The 18658-nt window shown below is 57.2% G+C and carries 19 protein-coding genes and 1 riboswitch; of the genes, 3 read left to right on the top strand and 16 right to left on the bottom strand.

All coding sequences use genetic code 11. The features are described 5' to 3' along the window. Positions 1-79 precede the first annotated feature (79 nt). The 4 genes from HUO07_RS22295 to HUO07_RS18520 all read right to left on the bottom strand — a co-directional run bounded on the left by HUO07_RS22295 (position 80) and on the right by HUO07_RS18520 (position 3346). Positions 80-256, bottom strand: a complete 177-nt coding sequence (locus HUO07_RS22295; RefSeq protein WP_217908963.1) for an SEC-C metal-binding domain-containing protein — start codon at positions 254-256, stop codon at positions 80-82. Positions 257-833: 577 nt separating this feature from the next. Continuing rightward, positions 834-1445, bottom strand: a complete 612-nt coding sequence (gene cobO / locus HUO07_RS18510; protein ID WP_176304727.1) for a cob(I)yrinic acid a,c-diamide adenosyltransferase — start codon at positions 1443-1445, stop codon at positions 834-836. A gap of 58 nt (positions 1446-1503) precedes the next feature. Beyond that, positions 1504-1944 carry a YtoQ family protein gene (locus HUO07_RS18515; RefSeq protein ID WP_176304728.1) on the bottom strand — a complete coding sequence of 147 codons (441 nt, stop codon included), beginning with the start codon at positions 1942-1944 and terminating at the stop codon, positions 1504-1506. An 88-nt stretch (positions 1945-2032) separates the two neighbouring features. Then, complete coding sequence (locus HUO07_RS18520; protein WP_176304729.1) at positions 2033-3346, bottom strand: cobyrinic acid a,c-diamide synthase CobB; 1314 nt, start codon at positions 3344-3346, stop codon at positions 2033-2035. A gap of 140 nt (positions 3347-3486) precedes the next feature. On the opposite strand from HUO07_RS18520, the gene HUO07_RS18525 reads away from it, so the two are divergent. Beyond that, positions 3487-4377 (top strand): NAD-dependent epimerase/dehydratase family protein, encoded by an 891-nt coding sequence (locus tag HUO07_RS18525; protein WP_176304730.1) that lies wholly within the window; start codon positions 3487-3489, stop codon positions 4375-4377. Between the two features lies 1 nt (position 4378). On the opposite strand, the gene HUO07_RS18530 is transcribed toward HUO07_RS18525, so the two are convergent. The 12 genes from HUO07_RS18530 to cobT form a co-directional block, all read right to left on the bottom strand. Beyond that, on the bottom strand, positions 4379-5149 hold the full coding sequence (locus HUO07_RS18530; RefSeq protein WP_176304731.1) for an ABC transporter ATP-binding protein: 771 nt from the start codon (positions 5147-5149) through the stop codon (positions 4379-4381). After that, positions 5149-6120: a FecCD family ABC transporter permease gene (locus HUO07_RS18535; RefSeq protein ID WP_176304732.1), complete on the bottom strand. Its 972-nt coding sequence runs from the start codon at positions 6118-6120 to the stop codon at positions 5149-5151. Before HUO07_RS18535 ends, HUO07_RS18530 begins: the two co-directional genes overlap by 1 nt. Further along, positions 6120-6977 carry a cobalamin-binding protein gene (locus HUO07_RS18540; RefSeq protein ID WP_217908964.1) on the bottom strand — a complete coding sequence of 286 codons (858 nt, stop codon included), beginning with the start codon at positions 6975-6977 and terminating at the stop codon, positions 6120-6122. The genes HUO07_RS18535 and HUO07_RS18540 overlap by 1 nt, the downstream gene beginning before the upstream one ends. Positions 6978-7023: 46 nt before the next feature. Beyond that, positions 7024-8841, bottom strand: coding sequence for a TonB-dependent receptor domain-containing protein (locus tag HUO07_RS18545; protein WP_176304734.1), 1818 nt, complete (start codon positions 8839-8841; stop codon positions 7024-7026). Between the two features lie 144 nt (positions 8842-8985). Then, positions 8986-9222: riboswitch (cobalamin riboswitch) on the bottom strand. A gap of 67 nt (positions 9223-9289) precedes the next feature. Further along, positions 9290-9715 carry a bifunctional adenosylcobinamide kinase/adenosylcobinamide-phosphate guanylyltransferase gene (locus HUO07_RS18550; protein WP_176304735.1) on the bottom strand — a complete coding sequence of 142 codons (426 nt, stop codon included), beginning with the start codon at positions 9713-9715 and terminating at the stop codon, positions 9290-9292. Beyond that, positions 9667-10320, bottom strand: a complete 654-nt coding sequence (locus tag HUO07_RS18555; protein WP_176304736.1) for a histidine phosphatase family protein — start codon at positions 10318-10320, stop codon at positions 9667-9669. The genes HUO07_RS18550 and HUO07_RS18555 overlap by 49 nt, the downstream gene beginning before the upstream one ends. Next, positions 10257-11027: an adenosylcobinamide-GDP ribazoletransferase gene (gene cobS, locus HUO07_RS18560; RefSeq protein WP_176304737.1), complete on the bottom strand. Its 771-nt coding sequence runs from the start codon at positions 11025-11027 to the stop codon at positions 10257-10259. Before cobS ends, HUO07_RS18555 begins: the two co-directional genes overlap by 64 nt. Before the next feature lie 16 nt (positions 11028-11043). Next, the gene (locus HUO07_RS18565; RefSeq protein WP_176304738.1) at positions 11044-11595 is read right to left on the bottom strand and encodes a bifunctional adenosylcobinamide kinase/adenosylcobinamide-phosphate guanylyltransferase; all 552 of its coding nucleotides are present in this window, start codon (positions 11593-11595) and stop codon (positions 11044-11046) included. Beyond that, the gene (gene cobD / locus HUO07_RS18570) at positions 11579-12727 is read right to left on the bottom strand and encodes a threonine-phosphate decarboxylase CobD (protein ID WP_176304739.1); all 1149 of its coding nucleotides are present in this window, start codon (positions 12725-12727) and stop codon (positions 11579-11581) included. The genes HUO07_RS18565 and cobD overlap by 17 nt, the downstream gene beginning before the upstream one ends. Then, positions 12724-13728 (bottom strand): adenosylcobinamide-phosphate synthase CbiB, encoded by a 1005-nt coding sequence (cbiB, locus tag HUO07_RS18575; protein ID WP_176304740.1) that lies wholly within the window; start codon positions 13726-13728, stop codon positions 12724-12726. Before cbiB ends, cobD begins: the two co-directional genes overlap by 4 nt. After that, the gene (locus HUO07_RS18580; protein ID WP_176304741.1) at positions 13725-14429 is read right to left on the bottom strand and encodes an adenosylcobinamide amidohydrolase; all 705 of its coding nucleotides are present in this window, start codon (positions 14427-14429) and stop codon (positions 13725-13727) included. Before HUO07_RS18580 ends, cbiB begins: the two co-directional genes overlap by 4 nt. Then, positions 14426-15475, bottom strand: coding sequence for a nicotinate-nucleotide--dimethylbenzimidazole phosphoribosyltransferase (gene cobT / locus HUO07_RS18585; RefSeq protein WP_176304742.1), 1050 nt, complete (start codon positions 15473-15475; stop codon positions 14426-14428). Before cobT ends, HUO07_RS18580 begins: the two co-directional genes overlap by 4 nt. Positions 15476-15755: 280 nt before the next feature. Here cobT and edd point away from each other — a divergent pair, with 280 nt between their 5' ends. Together edd and glk are read left to right on the top strand one after the other, a co-directional pair. Continuing rightward, positions 15756-17648, top strand: coding sequence for a phosphogluconate dehydratase (gene edd / locus HUO07_RS18590; RefSeq protein WP_176304743.1), 1893 nt, complete (start codon positions 15756-15758; stop codon positions 17646-17648). Further along, entirely contained in the window at positions 17645-18613 is a 969-nt protein-coding gene (glk, locus tag HUO07_RS18595; protein ID WP_176304744.1) for a glucokinase, read from the top strand. Before edd ends, glk begins: the two co-directional genes overlap by 4 nt. Positions 18614-18658 lie beyond the last annotated feature (45 nt).

Genomic DNA, 18658 nt, shown 5'->3' on the forward strand with positions numbered 1-18658 from the left:
CTAACCAAAATGCTTGAGTGGAATTGAGGTCGCGACTCATGATGATCTCCAATGCTAAAGAGACCACCAGTGTGATCAGTCAACAATAAGGTGGGTAGATGGGGTTTATGGCGCGCTTACATTTCTCTCGCATCAATTTAGCAGCTTCCCATGCCTTTACTGGCTCTTCATCCTCCCTGTCTTTATGGCACCTCTTATATTTCTTTCCCGAGCCGCACCAACAAGGATCATTTCGTCCAATTTTATTTTTACCCACCTACTGCTCCAGTCTCGATTGATGCTTTAACAACGTATTAGAATACGGTTTCTGATATTGAATGAACACGCTGCACTATTCAACATTCTTACCCTGCGCGCTCAAACATCTCTAATCATCTGTTATTTAAAAAATTAATAATAAATTGGTATTATATCCAAAACTCACGTACGCGCTAGTTTTGCTGTTCTAATCATACTCTATTCATAAAATTGGCTTAGGTCACGCCCTGGCAGAAAAATTTCTTTGCGCCATAGGTACATGCTGGTAATCGGCTTTGGTGGGAAGTAATTTGCGGTGGCAGCTTAGATGCTGATCGCCCAATGAATTGGGCTCTTACAACACCCCATGCAGCAGACTCTGTAAGAGCCCGACTTCGTCGGGCGATGGTTTACGGTGGCAGGATTACTGCTGATCGCGCAACAAGTTTCGCTCTTACAGCTCCTACAGCGCCCACAACTCAGCCATGGGGCACGATGTCTTGCGGTTGCCAAATAAATAGGCCCATTTCAATGGGGCTGCATCAGGCCTAGGGAAGCGACCGAAGTCGTCGGGTGATGGCTTCCGGTGGCTGTGGCTATAGCTCTATCCCCTTTTGGGCTTTGATACCTTGGTCCTTAAAAGCATGCTTAACCACTTTCATTTCAGTAACAGTGTCGGCGAGATCAATGAGCTGTTGCGGGGCGTAGCGGCCTGTTACCACAGCGTGCTGCATTGCTGGGCGGGCTTGTAGGTCGTCGAGGACTTGGTCTAGGTCTAGGTACTCGTAGCGCAGGGCGATGTTGAGTTCGTCGAGGAGTACCAAGTGGTAGCTTTCATCTTGCAGCATGCGTTTGGCTTCTGCCCAGGCGGCGGTGGCAGCTTCAACATCGCGTTCGCGGTCTTGGGTGTCCCAGGTGTAGCCTTGCCCCATGACGTGGTAGTCCACGTTGGGCAGGTTGCGGAAGAAGGCTTCTTCGCCGGTACTGAAGGCGCCTTTAATAAACTGCACCACACCGACTTTCATACCGTGCCCTAAGGCGCGGGCGAGCATGCCAAAACCGGAGCTGCTTTTGCCTTTACCGGGGCCGGTGAGCACTAGCAGCACGCCCTGCTCTTTATCGGCGCGGGCGATGCGCTCGTTCATGATTTTCTGCTTGGCCGCCATGCGCTGGGCATGGCGTTCGGGGGTTTTGGCGTTCTCGCGCATGGGGCGTCCTCTTTTTAAAGCGCTTTATTAAGCTCTCTATTAAGCTCTTTATTTAAATTCAGGCTTTTAATACGTAGCGCAACGTCTCAACCACCTGATCGGTCGTGGTGCACCAGGCTTGGGCTTGCGCGTCGACTTCTTTCAGCGGGTGAACGATGTCTTCGCTGTGTAGCGTGATGTAGGGCTTGGCCAAGGCGGCGCAGTAGCCTGCATCGAAAGCGGCGTTCCACTGCTTGTATTGCTCGCCAAAACGAACGACAACGAGGTCGGCCTGCTCGATCATGGTGCGGGTGCGGATGGCATTGACCTTGGATGACTGGTGATCACGCCAGAAGCCATTGTCAGGTTTACCCAGGTGGTCACCGGCGGCATCAGAGGCAGCGTGGTCGGTTACCGGGGCGGTGAACACGATATCCAGGCCCGCCGCATCAGCGCCGCGCTGAATCTCTTCGCGCCAGTCAGTGTGAATCTCGCCGGAAAGGTAGACGTAAAAGCTCATAATATTCTCCTGCTGAGTTAAATTCAGGTGTGAAAGGCACACAGCATAGCGCAGTTCAATTTTATGGAAAAATCTTCCACATCCCTCGTTAACCGTTATTGATGCTAATCGCCTGCCCGGTAAAAATATCCGCAACCAGCTTGGGCGCAGAGGGGAAGTAGCCGTGGAAGTAGCTCGCGACCAGCGCGCGCTCGCGGTAGATCGGTTCGGCTTCGCTACCGGCGAGTTTGCGGGTGCGTGCCAGCGGCGTCATGGTGGTTTCGAGTAACGAATGGTGATAGGTATGGCCACGCAGCTCGCCTGCCCCGGCGTGTAGGCTTTGCAGGCCTAGCGCGGTGAGCTTACCGGCCATTTTCGCGGTGCCGTTAAGCAGCCCAAGCATCGCGTGGCTTTCGCCTTCGCCATCCACCAATTGCTCAACGCAGGCCATTAAGCCGCCGCACTCTGCGAGTATCGGTTTGCCCGCGCGGTGATGGGCGCGAATGGCTTCTAACATGCTGTGGTTGGCGCTCAATCGAGCCGCGTTAAGCTCGGGATAACCACCCGGCAACCAGAGCGCATCGCACTCGGGTAACTGGTGATCAGTCAGCGGTGAAAAGAAGCTGACCTCTGCGCCCATGGCGCGCAGCACGTCGACATTGGCGCGGTAGATAAACGCAAAGGCGTCGTCTCGGGCGATCGCAATGCGCACGCCATTCAGGTAGTCCGGCACCGGCGCTGGCGTTTCCGCGCTAAGCGTGACCAGCTTGGGCAACCGGCCTAAGCCCGCTTCTTTCAACACCTCGGCGGCGGCATCCAACTGCGCATCCAGGCCGCTTAGCTCGCTGGCCTGCACCAAGCCCAAATGGCGATCAGGAATCTTCATTGCCTCATTGCGGGGAATGGCCCCCAGCAGCGCAATGCTTTCCGGCATGCTGTCGGCGAGGAGTTTGCCGTGGCCGGGGCTGCCGACGCGGTTGGCAATCACTTCATGAATAGCGAGATCGGGGTGGTAGTTGGCCAAGCCCTGCGCCACCGCGCCAAAGGTTTGTGCCATGCCCCAGGCATCAATCACCGGCAGCGCGGGGATGCCTGCCAAGATCGCCAAGTCGGCGCTGGAGGGCGAGCCATCAAACAGCCCCATGGAGCCTTCGACCAGAATCACATCGGCTTCCTGGGCGGCTTCGGCTAAGCGCCAGCGGCATTCCTCTTCGCCGGTCATCCAGGGGTGAAGCTGATACACCGGCTGGCCAGAGGCCACTTCCTGAATCATGGGATCAAGGTAATCGGGGCCGTGCTTGAAGACCCGCACGGTAAGCCCGGCGTTGCGGTGCAGCCGTGCTAACGCCGCGGTGACCATTGATTTCCCCTGGCCGGAGCCGGGTGCGCTAATTAACGCTGCGTGTGCTTTGCCCTGGAACATAACGCTCCTTTTAACGGTTGATGGTTAAGCATTTTCATGCGATCAGGGCTGAGTGTCGGCGGGTCGAACCTTTCTTTGCTAAAGTGAAGGTCTTCGTTTAATTCTATGTTCCGCTTCGTTTCACCAACCGGGGTTACCGCATGCGTATTCTGTTTACTGGCGGCAGTGGCAAAGCTGGCCGTCATGCCACTGCTTATCTTCGTGATCAAGGTCACCGCGTTACCAATCTGGATTGGGTGACATCTGACGTGCCCGGCATCACCACCCTGAAAACCGACCTGACCGATGCAGGGCAAGTGTTCAATGCCTGCCATGCTTATGCCGGATTCGACGAGCTTGAGCCGGGCACCGGCGTACCGCGTTACGATGCCATTGTGCATTTCGCCGCTATCCCCGCCATCCTGCACCGGCCGGATAACGAGACCTACCGCATCAATACGCTAAGCACTTACAACGTGCTGGATGCCGCCACCAAGCTGGGCATTCCCAAGGTGATCTTCGCTTCCAGCGAGACCACCTACGGGGTCTGCTTTGCCGATGGCGAGAAGAAACCGGACTACCTTCCCATCGACGAAGAACACCCCACCGTGCCGGAAGATAGCTACGCGATGAGCAAAGTGGTCAACGAGGTGACCGCCCGCTCCTTCCAGGCGCGTTCAGGCATCGACATCTACGGTCTGCGCATCAACAACGTTATCGAGCCCCACGAGTACCATCAGAACTTCCCAGCCTACATGGACGACCCTGCCCTGCGTCGCCGCAATATCTTCGCCTACATCGACGCCCGCGACCTGGGCCAGATGGTCGATTGCTGCCTGAAAACGGATGGCCTCGGTTACCAGGTGTTCAACGTCGCCAATCTCGATCTCTCGGTCGGCCTAACCAACGCCCAAGTGATCGAGCGCTTCTACGCAGGCGTACCGATCAAGCGCGAAATGGGCGAATTCGAGACCTTCTACAGTATCGAAAAGGCCCGCCGGTTGGTCGGTTTCGAACCTCGCCACACGTGGCGGGATGAACTGGCGCCATAAGCTAGGCCTTTATCGGCACAAACACCGGCGCGCCATCCACCTCTACCACTGCTAGCTTTTGGCGGTAGAGGCTTTCCAGCGCGCTGGGCACCAGCATGGTTTCTCTTGGGCCCCAGCAAGCATCCCCGTTGGGGTACATCAACAGCACGTGGTCGCACCAGCGGGCAGCCAAGTTCAGGTCGTGCAAGCACATCATGACGGCATACCCTGCGGCGGCCTGCTCCGCCATTAGCGCCATCACGGCACTCTGATGATGTAAATCCAAGTGGTTAGTCGGTTCATCCGCCAGCCACACATTGGGCGCCTGGGTGAGAACAGTGGCAATCGCCACCCGCTGACGCTCACCGCCGGAAAGCGTGCTCACCAAGCGGTCGCGTAGATGCGCTGCATCCAGGCGCTCAAGGGCGGCTTCTGCGCGGGCGTAGTCATCGGCGCCTTCCATCTGCCACGGTGAGAGATAGGGATGACGACCAATCAGCGCAGTTTCCAATACGGTCGCGGGAAAGCCATCCTGACGGTCTTGAAACACCAACCCCAATCGCTGAGCGACGTGGCGGCGGCGCAGCTGACCAAGCGCTGAATCGTTAAGCTGAACGCTGCCTGAACGTGGCGCCTGAAGCCCAGCCAGGGTGTGTAATAGCGTCGTTTTACCCGCGCCGTTAGGCCCTAACACGCCCCACACTTGCCCTGGCTCGATGGTTATATTTAGCGGCGTACCACCTTCGCGGCCGGGCACATCGATGATGAGATCGCGGGTAGCCAGTACGCTCATCAGCGGCTCCGGTAGAGCAGGAATAGGAAAGTGGGCACACCCAATAGCGCTGTGATCACCCCAACGGGCAGCTGTTCCGGAGCGATCAGGGTACGCGCCAGGGTATCGGCCAGCACCAACAGCGTGCCGCCCGCCAGTGCGCAGGCGGGCAGTATCAGCCGCTGGTCGTTGCCTAACAGCAGACGCAGTATATGCGGCACCACTAAACCGACAAAACCAATGCTGCCAGCGGTGGTGACCGCCGCCGCCGTCAGCAAGCTGGCAGTAACGTAGATACACCACTCCAGCGGTCGAACCGCCACGCCCAGCGCGGCGGCCTGCTGTGGGCCTCGGGCCAGCACATTCAGGCTACGCCCAAGCGGAATCAGCACTACGCAGGTGGCCAGCAATAGCAGTAGCGGCGGCCAAGGCGTGCGCGAATAGGAGAGATCGCCCATCAGCCAGTAGAGCATGCCCGGCAGGCGCTCGGCGGGGCTTAACGCCAGCATCAGCGTAATCACTGCGCCCCACCCCGCGGCCACTACAACGCCGGTTAGTAGCAGCCGCGAAGGTGTCCACCCGCCGCTGCCGTGGGCCAAACCAAAGACTAAAAACGTCGATAGCAGCGCGCCGCCAAACGCCGACCCTGAAATCGCCAGCCCGCCTAGCCCACCTAGCATGGCCGCCAATGCGCCTATTGAGGCACCGCCGGAAAGTCCGAGTACATAAGGGTCAGCGAGGGGATTGCGCAGTAGTACCTGCATCAACGCCCCCGCTACTGCCAACAAACCACCCACGGCAAACGCCGAGAGCGCCCTAGGCAAACGCAGCTCCATAACCATAGTGCGCGCCAGTGCATCACCTTCGCCTTGCAACAAGTCCATAATTTGCCCAGGAGAAATCTGCGCACTGCCGACACCAAGCGCTAACAGTAGCGCTGCCAGCGCCGCGAGTAATAGCAGGCTAAGCGGGAAACCCAGGCGCGTTAGCATTAGCTGCGCTCACGATTTTGGCGGGCAATATCAAGCTTTTCACACAGGAGCTCAGTGCCCTCCATCAGGCGCGGTGTGGGTCGCTGAATCAGTGAAGGCGGCACAAAGAAGAGATTCTCTTCCGCAACCGCTTTCAAGTTGGAGTACTGCTCCCAGTGGGTCAACCAGTGGCGATTCTCTTCACCCATGCCCCCGGCAATAATCGCTTCAGGGTTGGCTGCCAGTACCGCTTCATCGTCGATACGCGGCACAAGGCGCGTTTGCTCGCCAAACACATTTTCACCGCCACAAATCTCGACCACTTGACCAATCAGGTGCTGGTCGTTAACGCTCATTAATGGCTCATCCCACACTTGGTAGAACGTGGCGACCGGCTCGCGGTCTCGATAGCGCTCTTCCAGGTCATTCATGGTCGTACGGAAATTATCGGCCACCGCCTGCCCGGCCGCTTCCGTTCCTGCCAGCCGCGCCAAGCGTTCGATGGCGCTGGCCACGCCATCCATATCGCGAGGCTCAATGTAGAACACCGGCATGCCCAAGGCTTCGAGGGTTTCAAGCTGTTCAGCGGGGTTGCCGGTTACCCAGCCAATCACTAAATCCGGCGCCAAACCCACCAGTTTTTCTAAATCAATCCGGGTATGGCTACCCACCGACGCCACTTGTTTAGCTTCCGGCGGATAGTCGCTATACGAGACGACGGCGACCACTTGATCTCCCGCGCCAGCCGCGTAGGTCAGTTCAGTAGCGCCGGGGGAAAGTGTGGCAATGCGCTGAGCGGCATTATGAAGGCAGACCTCACGATCACGATCATCTACTGCGCAGCGCGACTGATCGTTTGCCAATGCAACCGTTGCCATGAATAGCAGCGCGAGGCCTAAGGCCCCGCGCGCTAAGCCATGGTGACTATTGGCCAAAGTGAACACTCAAAAACCCTGCCCGGCCGGCGTTGATATAATCGGCACCATCAAATGAACGGGTGGTGATGTAGTCTTGATCCAGCGCATTTTCAACCGTCACGCGCGCACTCCATAGCGGGGCAAATTGCCAGCCAGCTCGTAGATTAACAAGACCGTAGCCACTTAGGCGATCGTCATTCTGGGCGTCGCGGTAGCGGTGGTTTTGTGCTATCCAAGACCCTCCCAGCGACCAGTCGCCAAGCTCACGGTCTATATCGACACGTACGCTCTGCGTGGCACGGTTTTGCAAGCGATGGCCTGTCAACCGGTTTTCGGGGTCGGTATAGGTCAGTGCAGCGGCCAGGGTCCAGTCAGCTATTTCCACGCCACTGGAAAGTTCAGCCCCGCGGATTCGTGACGTAGGCACATTGGACTGGATACCTTGCCCGGTGATCAAGTTATCGATATCGGTTTGATAGAGCGCCGCGTCCCAGAACCAGTGGGCGTATTGCCCGCGCGCACCGACTTCCAACGTTTCGGAGGTTTCAGCTTCCAGGTCCGGATTACCGAAGCCTGGGTAGTAAAGCTGATTGTAGGTCGGCGCATTGAAAGCGGTGCCATAGTTGGCCCGTAGTGTGTGGTAGCTGTCCAGCTCGTAACCTACTCCTAGGCTGCCCGTTACTTCTTCCCCATAGGATTCGTTGTCGTCGAACCTCAGGCTGGCCTGCAAAATGACAGGGGAAAAATCCAGCAGCGCCTGTGAAAATACCGCTGCATTGCTGCGACTGGTTTCATCGTAATCGATGCTGCTGTCGACCTTGTCTTGGCTGTATTCAGCCCCTGCCACCAGCTCATGGGCGCCGGATGTAAAGGTGTTTTCCCAGCGCGCGGTGTGCACTTTGGTGTTGAACACGGAATCACCCGAATCGGCAAAATTATCGCTCTCATCGCGTGACTCGCTTAACGTGATGCGGCTACGCCAATAGTCGGTGAGCGGCAGCTCGCCGTATACCCCGGCCACTTGCTGAACAAAGTCGTTTTCGCCACCGTCGTATTCGTTGTTACCGCGGGCACGTAGCGCCAGCACCCCCATTTCGGCACCGGAATCGAAGGTGTGAGAAACCCGCGCCAGGGCAGACGTATTATCGTAACCCTTGTCATCACCGTCGCGGCGAATGGGCTGTCCGTCGGTAGCAAAATGGCTACCGGCGAAACTGTAGCGGGTGCCGCCTTCTTGGCCGCTGATACCGGCGCTTAGGCGCTGGGTGTTAAATGAACCACCGCCGACTGAAATACGGGGTTGCGGGCCCTCTTCTTCACCATCAGGCGTAAAGAGTTGGATGACACCCCCAATCGCATCGGCGCCGTAAAGGCTGCCGCGGGGGCCACGCACGATTTCAGCGCGGTCAAACATACGCGGATCGAGATACGACCAGGCAGCGCCGCCGCTGGTGGCAGAACGCAAGCGAATGCCGTCGATTAACAGCACATTTTGGCTACTGCCCGTGCCGCGAATATAAACGCTGCTGTTTTTACCAAAGCTGCCATTCGAAGAGACATCCACGCCGGGCTGCCCACGGAAAAGATCGGTAATGCTTACCGGGTCTTGGCGGCGAAAAGTGGCTTCATCCAACACGGTGACTGAAGAGAGGCTTTCATTAGCGGTACGCGGGGCAAGTGCCGCGGTCACCACCACAGGATTGAGGTCAGCATCAGCGGAAGTGGCGACGGGGTTCTGCTCGTTGGACTGAGCATGCACGGCCAGCGGTAGCGCGGCCATGACAAACGCAGCCCGTTTGGCGGTGGTGTGGAAACGGTGGTTCATGTGAGATCCCTTGCTCGTCGTGCTCACCCGCACAACACAGTTTTTTTGACCGAGCGCAGGGAAAAACAAGGGAGTAACGATAGCGTTGCGCCACCGTTCACTGCCCTAAGAACGCCCTCCGCGTCTCGGCATGGTTGGTTCAGTTAGAACCATTACTCTCGGGCCGGTCTCCGGGCTGACGAGCGAAAGGCGTCTCTAGCAATAGCAGAGCCACGCTTTTCCGAACGACCACCTTCCCGTGCGTGAGCACAGTGGCGTAATTAGCCGTTCTTATCTCGATCACCGTTGCGGGGGCAGCGTTGGAATCACGCAAAGCGTTCACCAACTTCCCGTTTCACTAGCGGCTGTTTAACCGCTAGCACCTGAGAGTGGGCGTAAACTAGCAACTTGCCAAAGGGAGGTCAATTGAATTGGAGCGGGGTATCACGCACAGGAAAGCCGCCAGTGGCTACTTGAGCGCCATCACCAACCCATGGCGCACATACCATACCTCTTCAGCTTGGGCGGTGGCGTCTTGGGTGAACCAGCCATTGAGATCACGCAGGCGCCGCTGCTCTGGTTCCATGGGCACAACCCCACGGCCAACGTCGGTGGCGATAATGATTAACGCCGCGTTTAACTCGTCGGCGCGCTGGCAAAGCTGGATCATATCGCGCTGCCACTGCTGGCGCAGGGCATCGTTATCATCACGTTCAAGAGCAGCACCTAGCCACTCAAGCACGCCGGTGATAATCAGCGGCGTATTGGCGACTAGCGCTTGCTGGCTATCGATGAAAGGCTGCGCAGCATCAAGCCGCCACCACTGCGCTTCGGGAAAGCGAGCGATTACGGCGTCGCGTTTGCCAGCGCAGGCACCGCCGATGAAGAGCTGCATTGCCATTCCCCTTTGCCATGTTCGTCTTTTTGATAAATAAGCTGCCACCGCCTGCCCTGGGCTTGAAGCACCGTGCCGTCCCAGAAGTGGATCGTTTCAAAACGGCGGCGCAGTTCACGAATCACGCCGCCATGGGTGACAGCCAGTATCTTTTTGTGACCATTGGCATGAGCATTGGTCGCCAGATCATAAAGCCAGCCATCCAGACGCTCGCGCAGTTGGGCTGCCGATTCGCCACCGGGAATTTGCAGCTCACCCACGCTATCAATCCAGGCACGGTAGTGCGGCAAGTCTTTTAGGTCGTCGTAAACCTTGCCTTCGTACTCACCAAAATCAAGCTCGCGCAGCCGTGGTTCGAGGGTGAGCGGCACGACAGCCTTGGTGATGTCCGCCCACGCCAGGGTTTGTTGGCAGCGGTTAAGATCGCTTGAGTAGATAGCATCAAACCGCTCATCCACCAACGCGTCGCGCAGTTCTAGAAGCCCAACTTCAGCGTCAGGAAACAGCAGCGGAATATCGCGCTGGCCTTGATAGCGACGCTCTAAATTCCAAGCGGTGATACCGTGGCGAACTGCCACCAGCTCCACAGTAAGATCAGTAGCCAAAGCTCTCCCCCTTCGATGGTGGCGCCTACCATATCGCCGTTAATCCCGTTAAACAGTCGCAACATTAGCCAGCGGATTAGTAACACAAAAACAGTGACCATTAGCATCATCAACACTATCGCGGGCGCTAGCAGTGCCATCAGCACGATCGGCACCAACGCAAGCGCCACATCTTGGCCGCTAAGCGACTGCTGCCAGCTCCACGCCAAACCCTTCTGTTGGGCGCAGGGAGTCAGCACCAGTAACGCAACGCCTGCCCAGCGCCCTAGCGCGGGAACGACTAATAGCCACCACCAGGGTGCGTGATAAGCCAGCAATGCCCACAGGAGCACGGCCTTCCAGGCAAGCAGAAACACCAGCGCCAACATACCAAAGCTGCCGATTTGCGGGTCTTTCATGATTTCCCAACGACGCGCCAGGGGCTGATTACTACCCAGCGCATCGGCGATATCCATAACGCCGTCTAAATGCAGCCCGCCCGAAATAGCCACCCAAATGCTTAGCAATGTCAGCGCGGTGATCGGCGCGGGAACGTTGTGTATTCCGAGCGCGACTAGCGCTAGCACAGTGCCAATCAACAGCCCCACTACCGGATAGGCGCGTACTGCCCAGCGTCGGATATCAGGTGTCCAGGGAACGGCTATTGGAATTGGGACGCGAGTAAGGAACTGCAGCGCAAGCAGAAGACCGAACAGGGCATTTCTCAAATCGACAGCTCCTTCATTAACAAAATGCCTTTGCGGACTTCCAATCAATGACGCACCCCGCCACCACTTCTATTACCGAGTCCGCCTCTTTCGCTAGCCAGCGGTGAACGCGCTGAAGAAACGCCAGATAGCGCCAGGTTTCAGCATCCGAGGGCGGCAGCGCTTCGTTGATATCATTGGAGACAATCACTAGATAGAGGCTACGTGCTCGGGCATCGGCAAGTGCGCTTGCTAGCAGCGCCAGGCCCTCCTCTTCGCTGAGCTCACTGGCGTACAGCACCTGGCTGGCCCAGAGCGTTAAGCAATCCAGCAGCACGGCACTACCACTTGGCACCTTAGCCAGCGCTTGATCAATGGCAAGTGGCTCCTCCAGTGTTTTCCACTGAGCGCTCTGCCACTCCTCTTGTCTGGATTGACGATGACGGGCTACGCGCGCGGCCATTTCGGCGTCGTATACGTCTGCGGTGGCTAAGTAGTAACAGGGCGAACTGCCCGCTGCATTCACAACCTGCTGCTCGGCAACATCGCTTTTACCAGAACGCGCACCACCGCTAACGAAGACAATCATTCAGCACCTTTATCAAGCGTCGATTGGCGGGCTCGTCGCGTAGCGCCACTCGCAGCCATTCGCCATTAAGCCCGGCAAAATTATGCGTATGGCGCACCAGTACGCCCCGGCGCAACAGGCGCTCAAACAGCACGTCGCTCGTGATGCCGCTTGCACGCTGCTCGGCCCCCGGGCGGAACAGGAAAAAGCACGCTTGGCTGGGCACCATGTCCAGCCCCAATTCAGCGAGCGTTTGGGCCATGCGTGGGTGCTCACTGGCCAACCATCGCTGAGTGCGTCGGGTAAACGCATCATCCGCCAGCAGAGGCGCTACCAGTTCCGCCGCCAGATGATTAACGCTCCACGGCGGTTGATGGGCCTGTGCTGCTTGAACCGTGGCCGCATCCGCTAGCAGGTAGCCCAGCCGGAGACCCGGCAGGGTATAAAATTTGGTCATGGAGCGTAGCAAGATCAGATGCGGGTAGCGCGCCAATAACGTTGTCAGCGGCGCCTTATCTTGGCTGTTATCCACCATATCGATAAAGGCTTCATCGACCACCACGCGACAATTCAGAGCAGCGGTGTGCTCCAGCAAGACCACCATGGTCGAGAAGTCGATAAGCGTCGCGGTAGGATTATTGGGTCGGCATAGAAACAGCACATCGATGTCGCTTAACGCTGTCAGCAGCGCATCAATATCCAGACTAAAATCCAGTGGGGACAGCGGAATCTCGCTAATCGACAGCCGGTGGGCATGACAGGCGCGGGCATACTCGCCAAAGCTTGGGGTTAGTATGGAGGCTCGTTTACCCGCATGTAACGCAGCGGTCAGAAAGATGGCCTCGGCACCTCCGTTGGTCAATAGCACCTGTTCGGGCTCAATCTGATGATGGGCGGAGATGGCCTGACGAGCAGCGGAATAATCGGGCGATGGGTAATGATCAAGGCCCGCTAGCTGCCGCGTTAGCCAATCGCGCACCCACGCGGGCGGCCCCAGCGGGTTGAGATTGGCGCTAAAATCGTCCAGACGGTGATCGGCAGGCAAACCGAAGTGCGTTAGCAGCGTCTCGGCCTGGCCGCCATGCTTGGGCCATGCAGAGCTGGGTAATGGAGAGCTGGTCCATTGAGAGCCGGGGCATGCGGGCGTACTCATAGCAATCCTCGCAGAATAAACATCAGTCCAGCCATCACGAGCACCGACAGCAACATAAAGAGTAGCCAGGCGCCGTGCATCAAACGGATAGTAGCGCCGATATGAGCAACACGCAGCGTCTCAAAGGGCTCGCCAAGGGTCGCTCGGTGGGAAACCACACCTTGATAAAAGTTGGTGCCGCCCAACTGTACACCCAGCAGCCTCGCTACCATGGCTTCCGGCCAACCAGCGTTCGGGCTGGGATGGCGAGGCGCATCCCGGCAAGTGCCACGTAGCGCACCTTTCCAGCGTAACGGTAAAACAGTAAAAGCGCTCAGCAGCAGGCCAGCGAGCAATAGACACAGCGCGGTTAAGCGTGCGGGTACCCAGTTGGCCACATCGTCCAGCTTCGCGGAGGCAAAACCAAAATCAGCATAGCGTTGGTTTTTATAGCCGACCATCGAATCCAGCGTATTTACCGCCTTATACGCCAGGGCTAGCGGCGCCCCGCCAATCAGGGCAAAAAACAGCGGTGCGGTAATGCCATCGACGGTGTTTTCAGCCACGGTTTCCACAGTGCCCCGGGTGATTTCCGCTTCGTCCAAGCGATGGGTGTCGCGGCCAACAATCATGCCCAGTGCTTGGCGTGCGGCGGGCAAATCGCCCTTGGTCAGCGGCTCTACCACAGCGCGGGCCGCATCGCCCAAACCTTTGATCGCCAGTGTCGTGGAGAGCAGCCAGAGTTCAGCGACCAATGCCAGCCCAGGGTGCAACTGCGTCAACACTGCTAACAGCAGCCAACTGATACTCCACACGCCGCCTACCACGATGAGCGTCAGCAGGAAGCCGCACACTCTACGCTGCTGCGCAGTCCCGCGATTCCACAGCTGTTCAAAGCGACTGATAAACCGCCCGACCAGCACCACTGGATGGGGTATTGAGCGTGGGTCGCCAACGATTAGATCGATCACAATCGCCAGGGCGATCAGGATGATGCCTGTTAAATCAAAAGGCGCGCTCATACTAATCCTTCGCTAGAGCAAGCTAGCGAGTTTAGCGTTGCCTGATACACCGCTCTTCCAATTGCTCGGCCAAGTGGTGTACCGGAACCTGCATAAGGGGTTTGCATCCCTTGCTGAGTGGCCGCCACACATACACAGTCCGTAGAAGTGCCTGTGGTGGCTGTACCGCTATACGTATCAATAATGCCAGCCTTATAGAGCGCTTGAACCTTGGTCTCTGTTATCGACAAACAGGTGTTTACTAGCGCGCCGTCAGTCAGTTGGGCATCGACAAACACAAACACGTTGATAGTGCCTGCCACGAGGCGAGGATCTTGTGAGTGAAGCGCGGTGATATCCACCGCATTGCCTGTCCCCGCCGTCACCAGCGCCATAACGCCATGCTCACGCTGCGCCAATGGCATGCTGACGATGGAGGCGCTGCTTAAACGTACGGCTGTCATCATGGCAATTGATGAAGAAGGTAACCCCTGGGCACCCAGCCAGGCGCTAAGATCCGCCACGGGGGTGCGCCCATCGTAATTTTTATCAACATGAAAGTTGGCAAAGCAGTGCGTACTGCCAAAGCCATCGCCTATCAGCGCACTACTTAGAGTGCGCAGCGGCACCTGAGAGGTTATCGCCAAGCAATGCTCGCTTTGCGAGAGCGTTAATGGCTGGTTAAAAGGAAGCGTTTTCGGCGTGCTCAACAGTGTGCTCATAGTGCAGCTTTATCGCTAACACCGGCATCGGTGAACGTAGCCATTTCCCCCATCATCGCTGTGGCCGCCTGCAGCAAGGGGTACGCTAGCGCCGCGCCGCTGCCCTCGCCTAGCCGCATGCCCATATCCAGCAGCGGCTTGGCGTCTAGTGCACGTAACGCAACATCGTGCCCCGGCTCTTGGGAACGATGGCCAAAAATCAAATAGCCGCGCACTGCGGGACACATCCGGCAGGCGGTGAGTGCGGCGACGGTGGCGATGAAGCCATCCACAATCGCAGGCAACCGATGCGCTGCTGCAGCTAAATACGCGCCGGTCATGGCGGCGATCTCCAGCCCGCCCAGCTTGGTCAACACTTCTAAGGGTGCCTGTGAATCAGCATTGCGCGCCGCGATGGCACGCTCAATGACGGCCACTTTAAGGGTTAGCTGCTGTGGGTCAATGCCCGTGCCAGCGCCCACTAGGCTTGCCACCGGCTCGCCGGTTAACACTGCTAACATGGCGCTGCTGGCGGTGGTGTTGGCAATACCCATCTCCCCGACTATAAGGCACTTTGCCCCCGCCTTTATTGCCCGCTCTACCGCCACCACGCCTGCATTAATGGCCTCTGCTGCCTGCTCAGGCTGCATCGCATCTTCTATCGCCATGTTGGCGGTACCGCGGGATACCTTGGCATTCACCACACCAGCTGCCGTGATATCGCTCGCCACGCCGACATCCACCACTTCAACACGCGCGCCAATCTGCCGGGCAAACACGTTAACCGCCGCGCCGCCCTGGGCAAAGTTAGCCACCATCTGAGCAGTCACCGCTTGCGGAAAGGCTGAAACACCCTCCGCGGCAACGCCGTGATCGGCGGCAAACACAATAACGGCCGGCGGTATTACGCTGGGCTTCAGTTCGCCAGTGATAGCGCTAAGCTGAATGGCTAATGTCTCTAGGGCACCTAAGCTGCCTGGCGGTTTGGTTAACGTATCCAAGTAGCGACGCGCTTGCTCACCTGCATGAAAATTAACTGGCTGGATGTCGTCAAGAATCGCGTGCATGCAGGCTCCGGCTTGGTGAGTAGACAAGAAATATTAAACGTAGCGCGCAAAAGGGTAGCAAAAGCCTGAGTGCTATACTTGCTATTTCACTGGTGGCTCTACCAAGCTGTTGGGGTTCTTTGGATTCATCCGCGCATTTGCGGGAAAAATTCGACGCCCCATATTCGGGTAATAAAACTACAATTGTGGTTTTTATTGCCGTAAAGTCTCTTATATCGACACTAAAAAATGTAAAATAACTACATGTGTTACACACCGTCTTTATCATGCAGAGGTCCCTATGCCGAGCTCAACACCTGCCACTCTAAACCCCACCGTTGCTGAGGTTACCCAGCGCATCCGTGAGCGCTCCAAGCACCGGCGTGCTCTCTATGAATCTCATATGGCTGACCAGCATAAGCAAGGCGTACATCGCGGTGAGCTCTCCTGCGGTAACCTCGCGCACGGTTTTGCAGGTTGCGACGTGCCTACCGATAAGGGCCGACTAAAGTTAACCAATAGTGCCAACTTGGGCATCATATCCTCCTATAACGATATGCTTTCAGCCCACCGACCATTTGAAGACTACCCTGCCGCTATTAAAGAAGCCGCACGCGGCATGGGCTCAACCGCTCAATTTGCCGGTGGTGTGCCCGCCATGTGCGACGGTGTTACCCAAGGTCAACCGGGCATGGAGCTATCGCTTTTCTCCCGTGATGTGATCGCCATGGCAACCGCGGTTGCGCTTTCCCATAATATGTTTGATGCAGCGCTGTATTTAGGTATCTGCGATAAAATCGTGCCAGGTCTCTTTATTGGTGCCGCACGCTTTGGCCACCTACCCGCCATTTTTGTCCCCGGCGGCCCCATGACAACAGGCCTGCCTAACGATGAGAAGGCTAGAGTCCGTCAGCTTTATGCAGAAGGCAAAGTAGGTCGCGATGAGCTTTTAGAGGCCGAATCACAGTCGTATCACAGCCCTGGCACCTGCACCTTCTACGGCACTGCCAACTCCAACCAGCTGATGATGGAGATGATGGGGCTACACCTGCCCGGCGCCTCTTTTGTTAACCCAGGTACTCCGCTGCGCGAAGCACTTACCCGTTACGCCACTGAACAAGCGATTCGCAATACCGAACAAAGCGGCAACTACCGTCCGTTCTACAAGCAGATTGACGAACGTGCGATCGTTAACGCTATCGTAGGTTTGCTTGCTTCCGGTGGTTCTACCAACCATACCCTGCACTTGGTTGCCATGGCGGCGGCGGCGGGCATTACCATTAACTGGGACGACTTCACGGACCTCTCAGCCGTCGTACCCAGCATGACCCGCATCTACCCCAATGGCCAAGCGGATGTTAACCACTTCCAAGCTGCTGGCGGCATGAGCCTGCTGATTCGTGAGCTACTCGAGGCTGGGCTTATCCACGGGGATATTCCCACTGTCTTTGGCACCGATATGATGGCCTACACTCAGGAGCCTTTCCTTGAAGAGGGTAAGCTTACCTGGAGAGAAGGACCGGCCACGAGCCATGACACTGACGTCCTGCGCCCGGTTAGCAATCCCTTCTCGCCCACCGGCGGGCTTACCGTGCTTGACGGCAACCTGGGCCGCGGCGTGATTAAAATCTCGGCAGTAAAACAGGACCATCGCGTCATTGAAGCACCGGTACAGCTGTTTGATGATCAAAATCAGGTAAAAGCGGCGTTTGAATCCGGCCAGCTTGATCGTGATGTGATTGTGGTGGTGCGCTTTCAGGGCCCCAAAGCCAACGGCATGCCTGAACTACACAAGCTCACCCCGTTCTTGGGTGTGCTTCAAGACCGCGGCTATAAAGTTGCCCTGGTTACGGACGGACGTATGTCTGGGGCGTCGGGCAAGGTTCCGGCCGCTATCCACGTAACGCCAGAGGCCGTTGACCGTGGGCCGCTCTCGAAACTTAAGGATGGCGATATCGTCCGCCTGGATGCCGATAGCGGAGAGCTAAACGTATTAATAGACGCCGCAAAATTCAATGCCCGTCCATGCGCCGAAGCCAATCTGGAACACAACCACTTTGGCATGGGCCGTGAGCTCTTTGGCGGCTTCCGCCACCTGGCCACCAAGGCCGAAGAGGGAGCGGGCGTATTTGGTGGTTTCGAGGCAGAAGTACTAGCGCGGGAGCTGGAAAAAATCGAACAGGAGGACCAATGAGCCGACCGGCCCTCATTGGCGACATAGGTGGCACCAATGCACGCTTGGCGTTAGTCACGCCAGGCGAGATCACGCCGCACGATATTGTGAATCTTCCCTGCGCTGACTACCCCGGCGTTATTGAAGCGGTGCAGGATTATTTACAGCGTGTCGGTGCTACCGGCGATAAAGCGCCTCAAGAAGCGTGCTTAGCCTTTGCTTGCCCCGTTCACGCTGAGCGGGTCAAGATGACCAATAACCACTGGGAATTTTTAAAAAGCGAGGTTCAGCAAGCGCTGAACCTCGCTGTTTTTAAAGTCATTAACGACTTCACCGCCCAGGCGCTGGGTGTGCCTCATGTCGCTGCCAGTGAATTGGTCGAAGTCCAGCCAGGCAAGTCACAAGCGCACGCCACACGCCTTGTCATCGGGCCTGGCACAGGGCTAGGCGTTGCCGGGGTATTCCCCGGCCAGCGCGCCTGGATTCCACTGCCTACTGAAGGCGGCCATGTTACCTTCGCGCCCACGGATGATACCGAGCGAGCGATTGTGGATGTGTTTAAACAGCGTCGTCCACGAATCAGTGTAGAGCGGGTCTTATGCGGCCAGGGTTTGTTAGAACTTTATCAAGCCTACTGCACGTTTGAAGGTGCTGAACCACGCTTAGCTAGCCCGGCGGATGTCACAAAAGCAGCTAATGAAGGCGATAGCCTCGCCACTACCGCCCTGCTGCGTTTTCTAAAAATTCTGGGCGATGTATGCGGCGACGCCACCTTGACCATGGGCGCGAGGGGCGGTGTTTATCTGTGCGGGGGCATACTGCCGCGCCTGCTCAATTGGTTACCCAAAAGCGAACTGCGCGCCGCTTTTGTCAATAAAGGACGCATGGGAGCTTATAACGCAGACATCCCCATCTGGGTGGTCGCCGCCCCCTGGACAGGCTTGTTAGGCGCCGCTGAGGCACTGCATAACGAAGAGGTTTTTTAATACCATTTCTAGCACCTCTAACAACACTCCTAACAACACCAATAC

The sequence above is a fragment of the Vreelandella maris genome (assembly GCF_013371085.1).
GTDB lineage: Bacteria > Pseudomonadota > Gammaproteobacteria > Pseudomonadales > Halomonadaceae > Vreelandella > Vreelandella maris.

Coding starts and splice junctions, on each gene's coding strand:
- cobO (WP_176304727.1), bottom strand. CDS start 1,445: ATGCGCGAGAACGCCAAAACCCCCGAACGCCATGCCCAGCGCATGGCG.
- HUO07_RS18515 (WP_176304728.1), bottom strand. CDS start 1,944: ATGAGCTTTTACGTCTACCTTTCCGGCGAGATTCACACTGACTGGCGC.
- HUO07_RS18520 (WP_176304729.1), bottom strand. CDS start 3,346: ATGTTCCAGGGCAAAGCACACGCAGCGTTAATTAGCGCACCCGGCTCC.
- HUO07_RS18525 (WP_176304730.1), top strand. CDS start 3,487: ATGCGTATTCTGTTTACTGGCGGCAGTGGCAAAGCTGGCCGTCATGCC.
- HUO07_RS18530 (WP_176304731.1), bottom strand. CDS start 5,149: ATGAGCGTACTGGCTACCCGCGATCTCATCATCGATGTGCCCGGCCGC.
- HUO07_RS18535 (WP_176304732.1), bottom strand. CDS start 6,120: ATGCTAACGCGCCTGGGTTTCCCGCTTAGCCTGCTATTACTCGCGGCG.
- HUO07_RS18540 (WP_217908964.1), bottom strand. CDS start 6,977: ATGGCAACGGTTGCATTGGCAAACGATCAGTCGCGCTGCGCAGTAGAT.
- HUO07_RS18545 (WP_176304734.1), bottom strand. CDS start 8,841: ATGAACCACCGTTTCCACACCACCGCCAAACGGGCTGCGTTTGTCATG.
- HUO07_RS18550 (WP_176304735.1), bottom strand. CDS start 9,715: ATGCAGCTCTTCATCGGCGGTGCCTGCGCTGGCAAACGCGACGCCGTA.
- HUO07_RS18565 (WP_176304738.1), bottom strand. CDS start 11,595: ATGATTGTCTTCGTTAGCGGTGGTGCGCGTTCTGGTAAAAGCGATGTT.
- cobD (WP_176304739.1), bottom strand. CDS start 12,727: ATGAGTACGCCCGCATGCCCCGGCTCTCAATGGACCAGCTCTCCATTA.
- cbiB (WP_176304740.1), bottom strand. CDS start 13,728: ATGAGCGCGCCTTTTGATTTAACAGGCATCATCCTGATCGCCCTGGCG.
- HUO07_RS18580 (WP_176304741.1), bottom strand. CDS start 14,429: ATGAGCACACTGTTGAGCACGCCGAAAACGCTTCCTTTTAACCAGCCA.
- cobT (WP_176304742.1), bottom strand. CDS start 15,475: ATGCACGCGATTCTTGACGACATCCAGCCAGTTAATTTTCATGCAGGT.
- edd (WP_176304743.1), top strand. CDS start 15,756: ATGCCGAGCTCAACACCTGCCACTCTAAACCCCACCGTTGCTGAGGTT.
- glk (WP_176304744.1), top strand. CDS start 17,645: ATGAGCCGACCGGCCCTCATTGGCGACATAGGTGGCACCAATGCACGC.